14 protein-coding genes and 1 tRNA gene are annotated in these 15,172 nt (G+C 59.8%); all 15 read right to left on the bottom strand.

Annotated elements, in window-relative coordinates:
* Window positions 1-33: 33 nt before the first annotated feature.
* Window positions 34-109 (bottom strand) — tRNA-Gly (locus E4P32_RS01815).
* A gap of 41 nt (window positions 110-150) precedes the next feature.
* Window positions 151-741, bottom strand: coding sequence for a CDP-diacylglycerol--glycerol-3-phosphate 3-phosphatidyltransferase (gene pgsA, locus E4P32_RS01810; RefSeq protein ID WP_116433523.1), 591 nt, complete (start codon window positions 739-741; stop codon window positions 151-153).
* Between the two features lie 138 nt (window positions 742-879).
* A complete protein-coding gene (gene uvrC, locus E4P32_RS01805; RefSeq protein ID WP_116433524.1) occupies window positions 880-2,745 on the bottom strand; it encodes an excinuclease ABC subunit UvrC in 1,866 nt (621 codons plus the stop codon).
* An 18-nt stretch (window positions 2,746-2,763) separates the two neighbouring features.
* Complete coding sequence (nagZ, locus tag E4P32_RS01800) at window positions 2,764-3,822, bottom strand: beta-N-acetylhexosaminidase (protein WP_116433525.1); 1,059 nt, start codon at window positions 3,820-3,822, stop codon at window positions 2,764-2,766.
* Entirely contained in the window at window positions 3,819-4,211 is a 393-nt protein-coding gene (acpS, locus tag E4P32_RS01795) for a holo-ACP synthase (protein ID WP_116433526.1), read from the bottom strand. The genes nagZ and acpS overlap by 4 nt, the downstream gene beginning before the upstream one ends.
* Before the next feature lie 2 nt (window positions 4,212-4,213).
* Window positions 4,214-4,993, bottom strand: a complete 780-nt coding sequence (pdxJ, locus tag E4P32_RS01790; RefSeq protein WP_116433527.1) for a pyridoxine 5'-phosphate synthase — start codon at window positions 4,991-4,993, stop codon at window positions 4,214-4,216.
* A gap of 4 nt (window positions 4,994-4,997) precedes the next feature.
* Window positions 4,998-6,245 (bottom strand): benzoate/H(+) symporter BenE family transporter, encoded by a 1,248-nt coding sequence (locus tag E4P32_RS01785; protein WP_116433528.1) that lies wholly within the window; start codon window positions 6,243-6,245, stop codon window positions 4,998-5,000.
* Window positions 6,246-6,259: 14 nt separating this feature from the next.
* On the bottom strand, window positions 6,260-7,150 hold the full coding sequence (recO, locus tag E4P32_RS01780; protein WP_116433529.1) for a DNA repair protein RecO: 891 nt from the start codon (window positions 7,148-7,150) through the stop codon (window positions 6,260-6,262).
* Window positions 7,151-7,166: 16 nt separating this feature from the next.
* Window positions 7,167-8,093 carry a GTPase Era gene (era, locus tag E4P32_RS01775; protein WP_116433530.1) on the bottom strand — a complete coding sequence of 309 codons (927 nt, stop codon included), beginning with the start codon at window positions 8,091-8,093 and terminating at the stop codon, window positions 7,167-7,169.
* Complete coding sequence (gene rnc, locus E4P32_RS01770) at window positions 8,090-9,139, bottom strand: ribonuclease III (RefSeq protein WP_116433531.1); 1,050 nt, start codon at window positions 9,137-9,139, stop codon at window positions 8,090-8,092. The genes era and rnc overlap by 4 nt, the downstream gene beginning before the upstream one ends.
* 209 nt (window positions 9,140-9,348) lie before the next feature.
* Window positions 9,349-10,260 carry a signal peptidase I gene (gene lepB, locus E4P32_RS01765; RefSeq protein ID WP_116433532.1) on the bottom strand — a complete coding sequence of 304 codons (912 nt, stop codon included), beginning with the start codon at window positions 10,258-10,260 and terminating at the stop codon, window positions 9,349-9,351.
* Window positions 10,257-12,056 (bottom strand): translation elongation factor 4, encoded by a 1,800-nt coding sequence (lepA, locus tag E4P32_RS01760; RefSeq protein WP_116433533.1) that lies wholly within the window; start codon window positions 12,054-12,056, stop codon window positions 10,257-10,259. Before lepA ends, lepB begins: the two co-directional genes overlap by 4 nt.
* A 192-nt stretch (window positions 12,057-12,248) precedes the next feature.
* Complete coding sequence (locus tag E4P32_RS01755) at window positions 12,249-12,512, bottom strand: glutaredoxin family protein (RefSeq protein ID WP_116433534.1); 264 nt, start codon at window positions 12,510-12,512, stop codon at window positions 12,249-12,251.
* Between the two features lie 111 nt (window positions 12,513-12,623).
* Window positions 12,624-14,117 carry a DegQ family serine endoprotease gene (locus E4P32_RS01750; protein ID WP_116433951.1) on the bottom strand — a complete coding sequence of 498 codons (1,494 nt, stop codon included), beginning with the start codon at window positions 14,115-14,117 and terminating at the stop codon, window positions 12,624-12,626.
* A 17-nt stretch (window positions 14,118-14,134) separates the two neighbouring features.
* Window positions 14,135-15,172, bottom strand: coding sequence for a MucB/RseB C-terminal domain-containing protein (locus E4P32_RS01745; protein ID WP_116433535.1), 1,038 nt, complete (start codon window positions 15,170-15,172; stop codon window positions 14,135-14,137).

The raw sequence follows: 15,172 nt of genomic DNA, 5'->3' as shown, positions 1-15,172 counted from the left end.
AAAGGAAGCGTTTTGCGCTTCCTTTAGTAATTCTGGAGCGGGAGAAGAGGCTCGAACTCTCGACCTATACCTTGGCAAGGTATCGCTCTACCAACTGAGCTACTCCCGCATCAACAACAGAACGCTATTATAGAGCTTCCATAGGAGAAGTCAAGCGCCGCTTTTACTTTCCTGCACTTTTTTAATGAGCGGCCAGGCCTTGCGCAGGTAGTACAGCATCGACCAAACCGTCAGCACCGCAGCGATCAGCAGCAGCCAGTGACCCCACTCGCGCGTGTCGATGATGCCGAACAGATCCGAGTAGAACAGCAGCATCGGAATGGCGATCATTTGCGCGGTGGTCTTGATTTTGCCGAGCGAACTGACGGCGACGGATTTCGAAGCGCCGAGCTGCGCCATCCATTCACGCAGCGCCGAGATGGCGATCTCGCGGCCGATGATGATGAAGGCCGTGATCGGATGCACGCGGTCCAGATGCACCAGCACCAGCAGCGCGCCGGTGACCATGAGCTTGTCGGCGACCGGGTCGAGGAAGGCGCCGAACGCCGAGGTCTGGTTCCAGCGTCGCGCCAGGAAGCCGTCGAACCAGTCGGTGGCGGCGGCCACGACGAAGATCGCGGTCGACGCCACGCCCTGTTCGAAGCGCGAGAGGCCGAGTTCCGGCACATAAAACACGCCGACCACCAGCGGAATCAGGGCAACACGCAACCAGGTGAGCAAGATGGGGAAATTGAATGGCATACGTTTATTTGTTGTCGTCGACGGGTGCGCGGATTGAAATTTACCGAGATAGTATCAGAGCCGCCTCTTAAAACCTGTTACAGGGAGAAAAGGTGCGCCCGCCTCGCACTTGCAGGCGAAGCAGAAGAAAACAATAGCTCAATGCAACTGGCGATAGATTTCTTCGGCCAGCGTGTGTGAAATCCCTTCCACCGAGGCCAGTTCGTCGATGCTGGCGTCGGCCACACCGCGCAAACCGCCGAAGCGCGCCAGCAATTTTTGCCGACGCTTGGCGCCGATGCCCTCGATCTCTTCCAGCCGCGAAGTCTGCCGCGCCTTGGCGCGTTTGGCACGCATGCCGGTGATGGCGAAGCGGTGCGCTTCGTCGCGGATTTGCGCGATCAGCATCAGCGCGGCGGATTCCTTGCCGAGCTCTTGCGGCGCGCGACCGTCGACGAAGACCAGCGTCTCCAGGCCGACCTTGCGCCCTTCCCCTTTCGACACGCCGACGATGAGGCTGATGTCGAGGCCGAGTTCGGTAAAGACCTGGCGCGCGATTTCCACCTGGCCCTTGCCGCCGTCGATCAGCACGATGTCGGGCATGGTGCCGTCGCCGTTGGCGACTTTTTCATAGCGACGCGTGAGCACCTGGCGCATCGCGGCGTAATCGTCGCCGGGCGTGATGTCGTTGATGTTGTAACGACGGTATTCGCCGTTCTGCATGGCGTGATGATGGAACACCACGCACGAGGCCTGGGTTGCTTCGCCTTGCGTGTGGCTGATGTCGAAGCATTCCACGCGCAGGGTTTCGATGTCTTCCACCTCGGTGCCGAGCGCTTCGACCAGAGCACGTGTGCGCGCCTGCTGCGAGCCCTGCTCGGACAACAAGCGCGCCAGCGCGATTTCGCCGCCCTTGTGCGCCATTTCCAGCCATTGGCGGCGCTGGCCCTGCGGCTGCAGCGTGAGCGTGATGCGGTGGCCGCATTGCTCCATCAGCGCCAGCATCAGGGCGGGATCGTCGAATTCAGTATTGACGATCAGATTGCCGGGGATGAATTTTTCGATGTAATGCTGGGCGATGAAGGCTTTCAAAACTTCGGCCTCGATCGACTCTTCGCCGTCGGGGATCGCGCCGTCGACATGCGTCGGGAAATAGGCACGGTCGCCCAGATGCCGGCCGCCGCGCACCATCGCCAGATTCACGCAGGCGCGACCGCCCTGCACGATCACGGCAATGATGTCGATGTCGGCGTCGCCGCCGGTTTCCATGGTTTGCTGGTGCAGCACGCTCGAGAGCGAGGTGATCTGATTGCGCACTGCCGCGGCCTGTTCGAACTTGAGCTCACCGGCATAGGCGTGCATTTTTTTCTCCAGCACGTCGAGCACTTCGCTCTGGCGGCCGCGCAGGAATTTGGAGGCGTTCTCGACGTCGAGCGCGTAGTCCTCGGTGTTGATCAGTTTCACGCACGGACCGCTGCAACGATGGATCTGGTGCAAAAGGCAAGGCCGCGTGCGGTTGGCGTAGACGGTGTCTTCGCAGGTGCGCAGCAGGAACACTTTCTGCAGGATCTGGATCGATTCCTTGACCGCCCAGGCATTCGGGAACGGGCCGAAATACTGGTTCTTCTTGTCCACCGCGCCGCGGTAATAGGCCATGCGCGGATAAGCGTGGCCGGTGATTTTGAGATACGGATAGGACTTGTCGTCGCGGAACAGGATATTGAAGCGCGGCCGCAAGGTCTTGATCAGATTGTTTTCCAGCAGCAGCGCTTCGGCTTCGCTGCGTGTGACCGTGGTCTCGAGCCGCGCGATGCGCTCGACCATCATGGCGATGCGCGGGCTGCTCAGCGTCTTCTGGAAATAGCTCGATACGCGCTTCTTGAGGTCGCGCGCCTTGCCGACGTAGAGCACGTTGTCTTCGGCATCGAAATAGCGATACACGCCGGGCAGGTGCGGCAGTTTGGCGACCGTCTCAAGGACGATCTCACGTGGATCAGGCGGCGAAGGCGGCTGAATATCGGACATTGCTGTGGAGTCAGTCAATCACGCGAGCGTCTGCAGCAGCTTTTTCGCTGCGAGGAAGCGCTCATCCTGTTGCAGCGCATCCCATTCCGGCGCGGCGCCTTGCGGCACCAGCGCAGCAATGCGGGCAGCCGAAGCGGGCGATACCTTGACCTGCAAACCGCTCAGCAGCTGATCGGCTTTGTCCGGTGAATTGCACATCAGCACCATGTCGCAGCCTGCCTGCAATGCAGCGTTGGCGCCATCGAGCGCACCACCGGCGACGCTGGCGCCATGCATGCTGAGGTCGTCGCTGAAGATGACGCCTTGGAAGCCGAGATCCTTGCGCAGGATACCCAGCCACTTCTTCGAGAAACCGGCCGGATGCTTGTCCACCTTGGGATAAATCACGTGCGCCGGCATCACGGCGGTCAGGCTCATGCCGAGCCAGTCGTAAGGCGCGGCGTCGTCGCCGAGGATGTCCTTGAGCGGGCGCTCGTCCACCGGCAGGTCGACGTGCGAATCGGCCGTGACGTAACCGTGACCGGGGAAATGCTTGCCGCAATTGGCCATGCCGGCCAGCGCCAGACCATGGTTGAGGCTCTTGGCCAGCAAGGTCACCACGCGCGGATCACGATGGAAGGAGCGCGTACCGATCACGGATGAACCACCGAAGTCGAGGTCCAGCACCGGCGTGAACGACAGATCGACACCGCAGGCGCGCAGTTCCGACGCCAGCACGTAACCGGCGGCGGTGGCCAACTTGGTCGCCTGCAGCACGTCGCGGTCCCACAGTTCGCCCAGCGTACGCATGGCCGGCAGATGCGTGAAGCCATCGGTTTTGAAGCGCTGCACGCGACCACCTTCATGGTCGACTGCAATCAGCACGCCGGGACGCGCGGCATGGATGCCCTGCGTCAGCGTCACCAGTTGTTGGCGATTCTCATAGTTGCGCGCAAACAGGATCACGCCGCCGGTCAGCGGATGTTGAATGCGGCGGATGTCTTCCGCTGTGAGCGTGGTGCCGACCACGTCGAGCATGACGGGGCCGAGTGGCTGGCGTGATTGATCCGATTGTTGTGACTGACCTGCTGCCTTCATGTTTTCTCCGCGATGACGAATGCGACCGCGTACTCCACCTCATCGGTGATCGAGACTTGTGCGGTCAGTCCTTTTTCTTCCATCCATGCCTTGAGTGCGCCGCTGCAGACCACGACCGGCTTGCCGCTCGGCGCGTTGAGCGTCTGCATCGACCGCCATGTCATAGGCGTGCGCATGCCCAAGCCGATCGCCTTGGAAAATGCTTCCTTGGCGGTGAAACGCGTTGCCAGGAAGCTGATACCGCGCGCTTCGACCTTGGCCTTGCGGCTCAGGTATTTGATCATTTCTTCCGGGCCGAGAATCTTCTCGGCGAAGCGATCACCGCGCCGCGCAAGCGTCGCCTTGAGACGCGAAATCTGCAGGATGTCGGTACCGATGCCGTAGATCATGATCAGGCTTTTCCAACCGCGCCAACCGACAAGAGGCGCGCCTTGAGCATGATCGCCTTCATGTCGCTGACCGCCTTGTGCCAGCCGACGAACACCGCTTGCGCGACGATGGCGTGGCCGATGTTGAGCTCGGCGATATCGGGAATCGCTGCGATGGCTTGCACGTTGGTGTAATGCAGGCCATGTCCGGCATTGACCTTGAGGCCGCGACGGATGCCTTCAAGCACGCCGGCGCGCACGCGTTCCAGTTCCTTTTCCATCTCGGCCTGGTCGTGCGCCTCGGCGTAGCGGCCGGTATGCAATTCGATCACCGGTGCGCCGGTTTCAGCAGCGGCCTTGATCTGCTCGTCGTCGGGATCGATGAACAGGCTGACGCGGATGCCTTCGGCCTGCAGCTGTTTCACTGCGGCTTGGACCTGAGCGAAATGGGTGACGACGTCGAGCCCACCTTCGGTGGTGATTTCCGTGCGCTTCTCGGGCACCAGGCAAGAATCCTGCGGCTTGATGCGGCAGGAAAAATCGATCATCTCGCTGGTCACTGCCGCCTCCAGATTCATGCGCGTGCGCAGCAGCGGACGAATCGCTTCGACATCGGCGTCGCGGATGTGGCGGCGGTCTTCGCGCAAATGCAGCGTGATGGCGTCGGCGCCGGCTTCTTCCGCCTGCAAGGCAGCCTGGATCGGATCCGGATAGGTGGTGCCGCGCGCGTTGCGCAAGGTGGCGACGTGATCGATATTGATGCCCAGTTCGATGGCAGGGCCGACGGGATTCAGGAAGCTCATGGAATTATCGCGATGTGCTAGGGGTGGATGGGGTGGAGGACGCGTGCGTCGCTTTAGCGTCGTTGGTGTCGTTGATTTCGATGGCGGCGCCCCGCTGCCAGCGCCCATTGAACACCAGCAGCGCCAGGCCGCCGGCGACCAGGCCCCAGAAGGCCGTGCCGATGCCGAACAGCGACACGCCGGAGGCAGTCACGAGGAAGGTGATCAGCGCCGCTTCGCGCTGCTTTTCATTGGCCATGGCCACGGTCAGGCCGTTAGCGATGGTGCCGAACAACGCCAGGCCGGCAATCGCCATGATCAGCGCCTTGGGGAAGGCCGCAAACAAGGCCACCACGGTGGCGCCGGACACGCCTGCGATCAGGTAGAACACGCCGGCGGCGACGCTGGCCATGTAGCGCCGGGAAGGATCCTCATGTGCTTCCTTGCCCATGCAGATGGCGGCGGTAATCGCGGCCAGGCAGATCGAGAAACAGCCGAACGGCGCCAGCACCAGTGTGGTCAACCCGGTCCAGGTCATCAGCGGCGACACCGGCATGTTGTAGCCGGAGGCACGCATGATGGCCACGCCGGGCGCATTCTGCGACGCCATGGTGACGACGAACAAGGGAATGCCGACGCCCAGCAGGCTGGTCAGCGTGAACTCCGGCATGACGAATTCGGGTGTCGCGAGAGCCAGGTGGAAGCTGTCGAATTTCAGCAGACCTTGCGTGCCGGCGAAGACGGTGCCGAGCGCCAGCACCAGGATGATGGCGTAGCGCGGCAACCAGCGCTTGCCGAACAGGTAGGCGGCGAACATCAGCAGCACCAGGCCGAACTCGAGTTTCATGGCGACGAACACGTCCATGCCGAAACGCGCCAGGATGCCTGCCAGCATGGCGGCGGCGATCGAAATCGGGATGCGGTTCATGGCCCGCGCGAACAAGCCGGTGACGCCGCAAATTGTCACCAGCGCAGCGGAGAACATGAACACGCCGATCGCCTGCGGCATGCTCAGGCCGGCCAGGCCGGTGATCAGCAAGGCGGCGCCGGGTGTCGACCAGGCGGTAACGACCGGGGTGCGGTAGTACAGCGACAGGCCGATGCAGGTCACGCCCATGCCGACGCCGAGCGCGAAGATCCACGAACTGATCTGGCCGGGCGTGGCGCCGGCAGCGGCGGCGGCCTGGAAGATGATGGCGGCGGAACTGGTGAAGCCGATCAGCACGGCGACAAAACCCGCCGCCGTGCCAGACCAGGAAAAGTCTTTGAACACGTGGATTCCCGAACTCAGAGTTGCGACAGATCGATCAGAATCTGACGCGTGTTCAGTTGTGCGCCGCCAAGGTGGTGCGACAGCAGCGAGCGCATCAGCAACTTGCTCTGGCTCTGGGTGGTGGCGTCGCTATAGTCTTCTTTTTCCATGTCGAGCAAGGTCTTGCCGGACACTTTGGGCCCGGTGTCGGACAGGCGCGGGAAACGCACGCCCTGCTCCGGATCGACGACATAGATGTCGTCCGGCGTGACCGGCTTGCCATTGGTGACGCAGACCGTCCAGTCGCCGGCCACGCCGGTTTCCTTGAGCAAGGCACGCTCGAACTTGCGCAGCACGATCGGTGCCGATTCGCCGTGCGCCAACTGGTTCAGCGTCGAGACATAGTGATCGAACAAGGCCGGATGCGCATCCTCGCGCGCCAGCAGTTTGACCAGCAATTCATTGAGATAGAAGCCACACAGCAAGGCCGATTTCTCCAGCGGCAACAGGCCGCCGACCCATTCGGCCGCAGTCAGCGTGCGCACTTCGGATTTGCCGCTCCAGCTCACCGACAGCGGCTGGAAGGTCTGCAACACCCCGCGCAGCTTGGAATGCGGACGTTTGGCGCCCTTCGCAACCAGCGCCACGCGACCGTGATCGCGCGAGAAAACGTCGACAATCAGGCTGGTTTCCTTGTAGGGATAGCTGTGCAGCACGAAACCGGGCTGGGCCTGGACGCGCGTGTCTTTTTCAGGAACCTTGGAACGACGCGCGGTCCCAGTGGTGCTGGTTGCGCGCGTGGTGCGCTTGGGTGCAGCGGAATTTTTGGCGTTGGCCAACGCAGACTCGGCGGCCGCAGCGCTCAGGGCTTCGGCATCCAGTGTTTGAGGTTGACCAACAGCAGAATCAGCGATGATCGCAGCCATAGAGTATGTGTGTGTGCTATTCGTAGCCGTAGGCACGCAATCCGGCTTCGTTATCAGCCCAGCCGGATTTGACCTTGATCCAGATTTCCAGATAGACCGGACCGCCGAACAGGCGCTCCATGTCCAGGCGCGCCTGCGTCGAAATTTCTTTCAGGCGCGCACCCTTGTTGCCGATCACCATGGCCTTGTGACCGTCGCGTTCGACCAGGATGGCGGCGAACACGCGGCGCAGGTTGCCTTCCTGTTCAAACTTCTCGATCAGGACGGTGCTGGTGTATGGCAGTTCTTCACCGACGAAACGGAACACTTTTTCGCGCACGATTTCAGAGGCGAGAAATTTTTCGCTGCGGTCGGTAATGTCGTCTTCGTCGAACATCGGCGGATTGTTCGGCAACAGCTTGCGAATTTCTTCCTGCAGGGAATCGAGCTGGAAACGCTGCTTGGCCGACACCGGCACCACGGAGGCGAAATTGTGCTGCGATGCGACTTCCTGCGCGAACGGCATCAGCACCGATTTGTCCTTGCTGCGGTCGGACTTGTTCATCACCAGGATGCACGGCACGTTGGCCGGCAGCAGCGACATGACCTGCTTGTCGGCTGGGCCGAAAGTGCCTGCTTCGATCACGTACAGGATCACGTCGGCAGCGGTCAGCGTGGTGGTGACGGTGCGGTTCAGGGTCTTGTTCAGGGCGTTGCTGTGACGGGTCTGGAAACCCGGCGTGTCGACGTAGACGTATTGCGTGTCGGCGATCGTCTGAATGCCGGTGATGCGGTGACGCGTAGTCTGCGCCTTGCGCGACGTGATGCTGACTTTGGCGCCGATCAATGCGTTCATCAAGGTCGATTTGCCGACGTTCGGGCGCCCGACAATGGCGATGTAACCGCATCGATAATCGGTCGAAGCGTCAGGCGAATCGTCGGAAGGGGCGTTGAGTTCTGTCATGCGGTTTTGCTTTGTGTTACTGAAGGCGCCGAAGCTGCTGTCGGCGCCTCGGTGCGGGAATCGTTCAGATCGGCGGCGGCCGTCTGGGCCTTGCTATCGCTTTTTCCGTCGGTCGTTTTGGGTTCGGCTTTGTGGTCTGCCTTGGTTTCAGCTTTGGTTTCAGCTTTTGACTCTACTTTCAAGTCGGGCTTGGCCTCGCTTTTGGCGGCCTTGACGGCAACCGGCTTCTCCAGTTTTTCCGGCTTGGCAGCAGGCGCCTCGACAACCAGCGGCAACTCCTCGTTCGGGGCGTCAGGCTGAATCGTGGCGATGCCTGCCAGCTTGAGTTGCGTGGTGCGTGCGCGCGGTTTGCGTGTCGAAGCAGGTGTCTTGACCAAAGCGGCCTGGACCGCTTCGAGCGCCAGTTTGGCTGCCGCCTGCTCACCTGCGCGACGGCTGCCGCCGGTACCGAAGACCTGGATTTCCAGCTTGGGCACCAGGCATTCGATTTCAAATTCCTGGTTATGCGCGGCGCCGTGCGTGGCGACCACGTTATATTGCGGCAGCGGGATTTTCTTGCCCTGCAGGTATTCCTGCAACAGCGTCTTGGCGTCCTTGCCCAGGGTCTTGGGATCGACGGTATCGAGAATCGGTATGTACAGCGAGCGGATCACGTCGCGCGCGGCGTTGAAACCGGCATCGAGGAAAATCGCGCCGAACAGTGCCTCCAGCGTATCGGCCAAGATTGAGGGACGGCGAAAACCGCCCGATTTCAGTTCGCCTTCACCGAGCCGCAGAAACTGCGACAGGTCGAGGCGTTGGGCGATTTCATAGAGCGATTGCTGCTTGACGAGGTTAGCGCGCAGGCGCGACAAATCGCCTTCGTCGATCTTGTTGTAACGGTCGAACAAGAGAGAGGCGACAACGCAATTGAGGATAGAGTCGCCGAGGAATTCGAGGCGTTCGTTATGCAAGCTGCTATGGCTACGATGTGTCAAGGCCTGCTGCAGTAACGTAGCGTCCTTGAAGTTGTGCCCCAGCCGATTTTGCAATACTAATGGATCCATTTATTCATCCGTCGCTTAGAGAGGCGAGCCTGGCTGCGCTGTCCTGCCGCCTTTCACAGACCTCCCAGGCCATCCGGCCCGTTACCTGCAACCCGCCGTCGTCGCTACAGAATACGCCGGCCGGCTGGCTGTGGGATTTTCCTGGAACAGAGAAAAACACCGGAAAAAAGCCGTGTTCCACCTCCGAAAAATTAATGCCAGACAGAAACTTAATGGAAACTGCCGATACGCTTCAGATTACCCAGATTCATCCAGACAAAAAATGCTTTCCCGACAATGTTCTGATCCGGCACAAAGCCCCAATAGCGGCTGTCCAGGCTGTTGTCGCGGTTGTCGCCCATCATGAAGTACTGGCCGGCGGGCACGGTGCAGGCAAAGCCTTCCGTGTTGTAGCTGCACAGCTCATGCTGAGGGAAAGCGTCCGGATTCGGTACAAAATTGGGAGCGCGCTCATCCGTCAGTATCTTGTGGCCGACGCCGGTCAGGTCTTCCTGCCACTGCTTATAGTACGTCAGATTCTCATCATCCAGATAATCTGGCAATGGCTTGTAAGAAACTTCTTTACCATTTACGGTTAGGTGCTTGTTTTTATAGACAATTTTATCACCTGGCACGCCAACAACGCGCTTGATGTAGTCAACCGTCGTATCCTTCGGATATTTGAACACCATCACGTCGCCGCGCTGCGGATCGTTGATGCTGATGATCTTCTTGTTCACGATCGGCAGTCGAATGCCGTAGGTGTATTTGTTCACCAGGATCAGGTCGCCCACCAGCAAGGTCGGCACCATCGAGCTCGACGGAATCTTGAACGGCTCATACAGGAACGAGCGCAGGAAAAACACCAGCGCGATGACCGGGAAGAAGCTGCCCGAATATTCGATCCAGGTCGGCTGACGCAACAGGTCGGCTTCGATCTTGGCGCGGCTGGATGTATCGCTCTTGACGCCGTCGCTGGCGTTTTTGGCGATGCGCGCGTCGAACTCGGCCAATGCCGCATCGGCCTTCGCGCGCCGCTGCTTGGACCAGAAATAGGTGTCCAGGAACCAGATGACGCCGGTCAGCACCATCAACACAAACAGAATCAGTGCGAAATTGCCTAAGAGAGCCTGCAGGTTCATTTGTCGTCCACTTGTAAGATTGCCAGGAATGCTTCCTGTGGAATTTCCACCGAGCCGACCTGTTTCATGCGCTTCTTGCCGGCCTTCTGCTTCTCAAGCAGTTTGCGCTTACGGCTGATGTCGCCGCCGTAGCATTTGGCCAGCACGTTCTTGCGCAGCGCCTTGACGTTTTCACGCGAGATGATGGTGGCGCCGATGGCTGCCTGGATCGCCACGTCGAACATCTGGCGCGGGATCAGCTCACGCATCTTGGCCGCCACGGCGCGGCCGCGGAACTGACTGTTGGCGCGGTGCACGATGATGGCGAGGGCATCGACCTTTTCGCTGTTGATCAGCATGTCGACCTTGACCACATCGGCCGAACGATATTCCTTGAATTCGTAGTCCATCGACGCATAGCCGCGCGAGGTCGACTTCAGGCGATCGAAGAAATCGAGCACGATTTCGGCCATCGGCATTTCGTAGGTCAGCTGCACTTGCTTGCCGTGATAGCTCATGTTGATCTGCACGCCGCGCTTTTGCGTACACAGCGTGATGACCGAGCCGACGTATTCTTGCGGCATGTACAGATTGACGGTGACGATCGGCTCGCGCACTTCTTCGATCCTGGACGGTTCAGGCATCTTCGACGGGTTGTCGACCATCAGGATGGTGCCTTCGCCATCGCGCAGCACGACTTCGTACACCACGGTCGGTGCGGTCGTGATGAGGTCCATGTCGAACTCGCGCTCGAGACGTTCCTGCACGATTTCCATGTGTAGTAAACCGAGGAAGCCGCAGCGGAAGCCGAAGCCCAGCGCTTGCGACACTTCCGGTTCATATTGCAGGGCGGCGTCGTTGAGCTTCAGTTTTTCGAGCGAGTCGCGCAGCGCGTCGTATTGATTCGCCTCGACCGGGAACAGGCCGGCAAACACTTGCGGCTGCACTTCCTTGAAGCCCGGCAGCGGCTCGCTGGCCTTGTTCGCAGCCAGCGTGACGGTGTCGCCGACCTTGGCTGCTTTCAGTTCCTTGATGCCGGCGATGATGAAGCCGACCTGTCCTGCCGACAGCGTTTCGCGCGATTGCGATTTCGGCGTGAAAACGCCGATGCTTTCGGTCAGGTGAGTCGACTCGGTCGCCATCAGGAAAATCTTTTCCTTCGGATGCAAGGTGCCGTTGACGATGCGCACCAGCATGACCACGCCAACATAATTGTCGAACCAGGAATCGATGATCAGCGCCTGCAGCGGCGCGTCCGGATCACCCTTAGGCGCCGGCACTTTGGCGATCATCGCTTCGATGACGTCTTCCACGCCCAGGCCGGTTTTGGCCGAACATGGCGTAGCGTCGGAGGCATCGATGCCGATGACTTCTTCGATCTCGCTCTTGGCGTTGTCGGGGTCGGCCGACGGCAAGTCGATCTTGTTGAGCACGGGGACCACTTCCACGCCCAGCTCCAGCGCCGTGTAGCAGTTGGCTACGGTCTGCGCTTCCACACCTTGCGATGCGTCGACGACCAGCAGCGCGCCTTCGCATGCCGACAGCGAGCGGCTGACTTCATAGCTGAAGTCGACGTGGCCCGGCGTATCGATCAGGTTGAGGTTGTAGATCTGGCCGTCCCGCGCCTTGTAATGCAACGCTGCGGTTTGCGCCTTGATCGTGATGCCGCGCTCGCGCTCGATGTCCATCGAGTCGAGCACCTGAGCTTCCATCTCGCGGTTGGAAAGGCCGCCGCACAACTGGATGATGCGATCGGCGAGCGTGGATTTGCCGTGGTCAATATGGGCAATGATCGAGAAATTACGGATATTGTTCATTAAATTGCAGAAAACGATGAAAAAAGGCGCTCCAGAATGGGAGCGTCTCCCAATTGAGCGCCTTTACAACAGCTTTTGTTCAACCCATCATTCTACCGGATTTCAGAGGGTAAAACCCGAATAAGCCGTGGACGGCTTGCTCTGCGGAGCGATTCTGCGGCACGAGGACCCTCCGATGGATAAAACGCCTGGTCAATTGCTTTCAAGCAAGAACTTCTCAACACCGGCAGCATCCAGGAAGTAATGGCAAAGCTGTACGGCGGGCCGCCCCTCCCTGCACCCGACCAGCACCGGCACCAGCTCGTCATAGCGCTGCACCAGCGCTTCGTCGGCATCAACGTCGACAGTCTCTATGGTGAAATCATGCATCGGGCGGAATTTTTCCAGCGCCTGCAGCATGTCCTCGCATAAATGGCAGTAGGAACGGGAATAGAGAATGAAATGGGGAGAGGACATCGGACGTTCCGGTTCAGTCGCGAAGATCACAAAACAAAGGCTGCAACCTGGGGAGGTATGCAGCCTTCATGTTGGACGAATAACGTGGGCGCGGGCTTGCGCCCCGCATTCTCAGTTGCCGCTGGCGCTTGGGCGCAGAGGCACAAACTGCGATGAGTCGCCACGACGCACCAGCACTGCTGCGCGCTTCTTCGGATCCAGTTTGGCCACCAGACCGTTGAATTGCTTGGCATCCTTGACGTCAACGTCGTTCAGGCGCTGGACCACATCGCCGGCACGCAAACCGGCTGCTGCTGCCACGCCGACTGCAGATTCCACCAGCACGCCGCTGTCGACCTTGAGTTCTTTTTTCTGCGCATCAGTCAGGTCGCTGACTACCAGGCCCAGAGAATTTGGCGTGGCTTCCTGCTTCGGCTTCTTCTCTTCCACCTTGGCCGGCTTGTCGGCCTCGATCTCCACCACGGTCACGGCGATATCACGGGCACTGCCCTTGCGCCAGATATTGACCGTCGCACGCGAACCAGGCTTGGTGCCGCCGACCATGCGCGGCAGATCGCTCGGCTTCTCGATGGCGACGCCGTTGAATTTCAGAATGATGTCGCCCGCTTCCAGGCCACCCTTTTCTGCAGGACCGCCCGGTTCAATGCGCTGCACCAGCGCACCCTGCGCCTTGGCCAGGCCCAGCGATTCGGCCACATCCTTGGTGACTTCACCAATTTGGACACCGATACGACCGCGCGTCACGCGACCGGAAGCCTTCAGTTGTTCGGACACGCGCAGTGCTTCATCGATGGGCACTGCAAAAGAGATGCCCATGAAGCCGCCGGAACGACTGTAAATCTGCGAATTGATGCCGATCACTTCGCCTTTCAGATTGATCAGCGGACCACCCGAGTTACCGGGATTGACCGCGACGTCGGTCTGAATCAGCGGCAGGTAATCGCCGGTGTCGCGGGCCTTGGCGGAAATGATGCCGGCGGTGACGGTATTTTCCAGGCCGAACGGCGATCCGATCGCCAGTACCCATTCGCCGGCGCGGATCTTGTCCGAGTCGCCGATCACCAGACGCGGCAAGCTGTTGCCGTCAATCTTGAGCAGCGCCACATCGGTTCGCGTGTCGGAACCGATGATCTTGGCCTTGAATTCACGCTTGTCGGTCAGCGTTACATACACATCGCTGGCGCCTTCGACCACGTGGGCGTTGGTCATGATGTAGCCGTCTGCCGAAATGATGAAGCCGGAACCGACGCCGCGCGGCACTTCTTCTTGCTGGGCGCTGCCGCCCTTGCGATTAGGGTTGGGACGCGGAGTGTTCGGGGTATTGGGCTGCTGCTGGCGCGGCATTGGAACGCCGAAGAAGCGGCGGAAAAATTCCTGCATTTCTTCGTCATCCGCGCCGGCTTGCGGCTGGCCGGTCTTGACGCGTTCGGTGGTGCGAATGTTGACCACGCCCGGACCGGTGCGGTCGACGATATCCGCGAAATCAGGCAAGCCGGCGACAGCCGGCGCTGCGACCGCTGCACTCATGCCGGTCAGCGCGGGCGACAAGGCGAGAACGGAAGCGCTCAGTAACGACGACAACAAGATTTTCTTGGCGGGAATCATCATTGGTATTTTTCGTATTATTTGGATTTGAATTCGGATTTGAATTCTATGGAATTCGACACTTGTCGAATGGCCGAACCCGGCACTTCTCCGACTACGGTGAGCCAGTAATCACCCTGACGACGGCCTACGATATTCATCGCGCCCTGCTGCATGGAGCCTTCAGTGCGGCTCTGCGAACCCGGCTCGATGAATACGGAAATCGCCGCCAGCCCGTCGGAAAACACGATTTGCGACACTTCCCGCTGGGTCGTCACGCCGTGCTGGGTCGCCGACGCACCGGTGTTCTGCGTGTCGGAAATCATGCGTTTTACTTCCTGGATCTTCTTGAATCCCGGCGGCGGCGTCACCGACCAGCCGGACAGATTGACCTGGCTCATCACCGAGTTCTCGATATGCCAGCCATTGGTGTTGGTGATGCTCGGCTTGACGCGATTATGGTCGATGTTGCCGATCTCGATCTGAGTGAAGGAAATCTGCTCCACCACTTCATTCTTGGCATCGAAAGTCTGCGCACGCAACAGCAAGCCGGTGGCCTTGTCGGCCCACAGTTTGTAGCCGTAGCGCAATTTATCCTTGGGTTCCAGAATCACCGCCTGGCAATCGTGACCGGCTACGCGACCGGTCTCGCCCATTTTGACGCTGTAGTAATCCACCAGATCGGTCGGATTGGCGGCAAGGATGGCGGGGAATACATCGCGCGTAACTCGCTTTTCGATCAGGACGGTCTTCGCCTCGGGAACGTAGCAGGCGACATCATCGTTGTTGCGGATATATTCACGCGGCTTGCCATCAAGGACTTCCAGCTTCTCGATTTCGTTTTTGCCGGACAGAATGTGCGTGATGCGCGATGTGCGCATCTGGTTGGACTGCTGGTAGACGAAAGTACCGGAATAATTGAGCCGCTGCGCTGCGGATTGGATTTTTTTTAGTAAGACCTGCGCATCCTGATTGTTATTTACTTTTGTCGGCAATGCATTCTCCGCCTGAGCGGAGAATGCTACACATGCCGAAAGAAAAAGAACGACCCGGAGCAAACCCTGTGTCTGCCGCAT

This window comes from Herbaspirillum sp. 3R11 (assembly GCF_004563925.1).
Classification (GTDB): domain Bacteria; phylum Pseudomonadota; class Gammaproteobacteria; order Burkholderiales; family Burkholderiaceae_D; genus Herbaspirillum.
This window is presented reverse-complemented; position numbering and strand designations above follow the sequence as displayed.

Bases quoted from the DNA above. Each gene is read 5' to 3' on its own strand.
- pgsA (WP_116433523.1), bottom strand. From the start codon at position 741: ATGCCATTCAATTTCCCCATCTTGCTCACCTGGTTGCGTGTTGCCCTG.
- uvrC (WP_116433524.1), bottom strand. From the start codon at position 2,745: ATGTCCGATATTCAGCCGCCTTCGCCGCCTGATCCACGTGAGATCGTC.
- nagZ (WP_116433525.1), bottom strand. From the start codon at position 3,822: ATGAAGGCAGCAGGTCAGTCACAACAATCGGATCAATCACGCCAGCCA.
- acpS (WP_116433526.1), bottom strand. From the start codon at position 4,211: ATGATCTACGGCATCGGTACCGACATCCTGCAGATTTCGCGTCTCAAG.
- pdxJ (WP_116433527.1), bottom strand. From the start codon at position 4,993: ATGAGCTTCCTGAATCCCGTCGGCCCTGCCATCGAACTGGGCATCAAT.
- recO (WP_116433529.1), bottom strand. From the start codon at position 7,150: ATGGCTGCGATCATCGCTGATTCTGCTGTTGGTCAACCTCAAACACTG.
- era (WP_116433530.1), bottom strand. From the start codon at position 8,093: ATGACAGAACTCAACGCCCCTTCCGACGATTCGCCTGACGCTTCGACC.
- rnc (WP_116433531.1), bottom strand. From the start codon at position 9,139: ATGGATCCATTAGTATTGCAAAATCGGCTGGGGCACAACTTCAAGGAC.
- lepB (WP_116433532.1), bottom strand. From the start codon at position 10,260: ATGAACCTGCAGGCTCTCTTAGGCAATTTCGCACTGATTCTGTTTGTG.
- lepA (WP_116433533.1), bottom strand. From the start codon at position 12,056: ATGAACAATATCCGTAATTTCTCGATCATTGCCCATATTGACCACGGC.
- E4P32_RS01755 (WP_116433534.1), bottom strand. From the start codon at position 12,512: ATGTCCTCTCCCCATTTCATTCTCTATTCCCGTTCCTACTGCCATTTA.
- E4P32_RS01750 (WP_116433951.1), bottom strand. From the start codon at position 14,117: ATGATTCCCGCCAAGAAAATCTTGTTGTCGTCGTTACTGAGCGCTTCC.
- E4P32_RS01745 (WP_116433535.1), bottom strand. From the start codon at position 15,172: ATGCGGCAGACACAGGGTTTGCTCCGGGTCGTTCTTTTTCTTTCGGCA.